This window comes from Pedobacter ginsenosidimutans (assembly GCF_001442625.1).
GTDB classification, from domain to species: domain Bacteria; phylum Bacteroidota; class Bacteroidia; order Sphingobacteriales; family Sphingobacteriaceae; genus Pedobacter; species Pedobacter ginsenosidimutans.
In genome coordinates, this window is record NZ_LMZQ01000080.1 from 1 (window position 1) to 3,170 (window position 3,170).

Consider the following 3,170-nt stretch of genomic DNA (forward strand, 5'->3'; position numbering starts at 1 on the left):
AATGGTTATAGTCCTGGTTTCCAAGTTCGAATTGCCAAACCGCTTTTGCATTATCGCTCATCACTACACCAACAGCCTCAATCTGATCTTTTAATTTTAATAACCGGTCAAATAAAACCTTTGCATAAATAGAACCGCTGGCACCTGTAACTGCAACAATCACTTTCTTTTTCATCATAATACAAAAATAGTTTTTCTAAATCCATTAAAACAAAAAAGGGCCAGAACATTGTTCTGACCCTACATCTACCTATGAAAAACATACCCTCGAAAGGGTAAGAACAAATATATATAAATTTTTAAAAAAATGTAAGTGAGAAATGTTAAATCGCTTAAATCAAATATTTAATTCAAAAACAAAACATAACATACTGATTACCAAATAAATAATTTTTCAAAAAAACACATAAAAACTTTTTTTCAGTTTAAAAAGACATCATTTTTAACAAAATATCGCTCAAAATTGTCTTACAAATCAGTCACAATCACCAAGTAAAGTCCTACTTTACATTTAGGCAATCGATTTTTACACTTTGACTTTACAATTTTTTGATATTGATATAACATAAATAAATTCGATTGCGTAAAAATATTAAGGCGATTTTTACAACTTATAATCTTGAATGAGTGCTATTTCGTAACTGAAGAGCAAACGAAATATTAGATTCAAAGCATAAAATACGATCACCAAACACTGAAGGAAAACAACACACTTACAATTTATACCATTCTGTATGATAAATATTATATCATCCATACAAATCGGTTGGTGATTAACTCCTTAACGATTATATTTGGAAAAGTGTCAACTTAAATTTATGATAGATTTAGCCTCTCCTTTCTTAAAAGCACTGTTAAAACATTCTAAGAGCCCCATAATCATTTTTAAAGTAAAACCGATATTGGTGGTGGTAGAACATAACGATGCTTACCAAGCTTTAATAGAGCGGGTTGGAGGAAAATTAAAATTCTATGATATTAACATTATCCCAAACCTCCTATCTGCTGCTGAAAAGGTGCTTCTTATTAAAACAGTTCAGAAAGTAGGCAGGCTTAAGGCAAAAAGGCCCCTGGTTATTCATCCCATTTATTCTAACTCGCCAAACGTAAAATGGGAATTGGAATTTTCGCCAGTATTACAAAACGATCGCCCGGTTGAATATATCATCTGTTCATTAAGGGAAATTCCGCTAGATGAAAATGACCTTGAGCATATTTTATTTGAACTTTCAGAAAGTGAAGCACGTTTTAGAGGTTTTTTTGAGCAGGCCCCTCTCGGCATGTGCGTATTAAAAGGTCCAGAGCTTATTACAGAATATGCAAACGATAATATATTAAAACTTTGGGGCAAAACAAGGAAAGAAGTAATCGGGGTTCCACAAGAAAAGGCACGACCAGAACTCGAAAAACAGCAAGCACTTGTAGCACGTGTAAAAGATATTTTTAAAAACGGTCAACCACTAATATTCAATGAATTAATAATTTCAACACCAGTTTCAGACGGCTATTTTATAGCTTTTTATGAGCCGTTAAAAAATGATAAAAATGAAGTAACCAGGATTTTGGTGATTATTAAAGATATTACGGAGCAGGTAAATTTTAAAAAAGAACTACTTAAAGCTAAAGACATTTTAAAAATAGCCATGGATGCATCAGAAATGGGTTCATGGAATATCGATCTTGAAAGCAAACAGATACTTTTATCAGAAAGGGCACAACAAATTTACGAACTGGAAAACAATAGGCTGGGGATAGAAGAAGCCAAATCATTGATATCTACGGAAGACATCGGGCAACTTACTAGTGGCATCAGACGCGCATTACATCACCGAAATGCTTTTAATATCGAATACCAAATTAATTTGAATGGCATAAGCGCTAAAAGCAAATGGTTAAGAACTGCAGGAAAAGCCTATTATAACGAACAAGGAAAAGCTGTCTATATTGCCGGAGCTGTTTTGGATATTACAGAACATAAACAGGACGAAATTAGAAAAAACGACTTTATCGGTATGGTAAGTCACGAGCTTAAAACTCCATTAACATCGTTAAGTGCTTATGTACAACTTTTACAGCATAAATTTAAAGAAACTGATAACGACTTCACCATTCAGATACTTGATAAGATAAATGTTCAGTTAAAAAGAATGTCGTTAATGATTGATGGCTTTTTAAATGTATCCTTACTAGAAGCTGGCAAAATTTTATTGAACAAAACAAATTTCAACCTTGTTCATTTGATTAAAACTATAGCTGAAGAAAATAGAATTGTTCTACCCAGTCATTTCATCCAGGTGATCAGTACGGAAGAAATGATTGTAAATGCCGATATGGAGAAAATTGGCAATGTAATCACTAACCTGATTGGAAATGCAGCGAAATACTCAAAAAAAAACTCTTTAATTGCAATAAAGTGCGAAACACAAAAGGATTATGTAATTGTGAGTGTGGAAGATGAAGGTATAGGTATTAGGGAAAATGATATACCCAAACTTTTTGACCGTTTTTACCGCGTAGAGAGCCCTGACACTAAAACAATTGCAGGATTTGGAGTTGGCCTGTATATTTGTGCCGAAGTAATTGAAAGACATCAGGGAAAAATTTGGGCAGAAAGCAAATTGGGTAAAGGTTCTACATTTTATTTCTGCTTACCCACTACAAATGACCAACAATAACATGTAATATTAATTTGCTTGGGTATGTGAAGCTAACCTCTTATTTCTTCCATTTCTAATTTAACGTTAACCGCTACCAAACCATGCTTATGTAACTCTATTTCAAAAATTATTTTCGAATTTATATTAATTTGATCAGATAAATTATCTAATTGAAAGTGAATATCCTGGCCATTTTCGTCAATAATGATTCCATGTCCATATTCAAAGTCAATCTGAGTAACGTTTCCCTTCCTCATATCACCCATTATAGAATATTTTTTTTATAAATAACAGGCAATTATAGTCATTTTATGTATAATTAAAAATACATATAATTATTTTTTTGCACAATTAAAATTATTGCATATACCTTTTATTATTACTAAAACGAATTATTAGAAGAAAATGAATGATTTCGACTCTATTTTAGTTATTATAATAATGTCATTTATTTTTTAAATACCTGTTTTACAAATTGTTATTACAAATAAAAAAATCTATTTTTACTGAACC

At 31.6% G+C, this 3,170-nt stretch carries 3 protein-coding genes; 1 reads left to right on the forward strand and 2 read right to left on the reverse strand.

Annotated features, from left to right (window positions below; genetic code table 11):
* The coding region (locus ASU31_RS26985; RefSeq protein ID WP_425339046.1) for a flavoprotein at positions 1-178 on the reverse strand (178 nt) is incomplete at its 3' end.
* A 640-nt stretch (positions 179-818) separates the two neighbouring features.
* On the opposite strand from ASU31_RS26985, the gene ASU31_RS26990 reads away from it, so the two are divergent.
* Positions 819-2,675 (forward strand): PAS domain-containing sensor histidine kinase, encoded by a 1,857-nt coding sequence (locus ASU31_RS26990; protein WP_057935333.1) that lies wholly within the window; start codon positions 819-821, stop codon positions 2,673-2,675.
* A 32-nt stretch (positions 2,676-2,707) separates the two neighbouring features.
* Here ASU31_RS26990 and ASU31_RS26995 read toward each other — a convergent pair whose 3' ends face one another.
* On the reverse strand, positions 2,708-2,914 hold the full coding sequence (locus tag ASU31_RS26995) for a cold-shock protein (protein WP_157258370.1): 207 nt from the start codon (positions 2,912-2,914) through the stop codon (positions 2,708-2,710).
* Positions 2,915-3,170 lie beyond the last annotated feature (256 nt).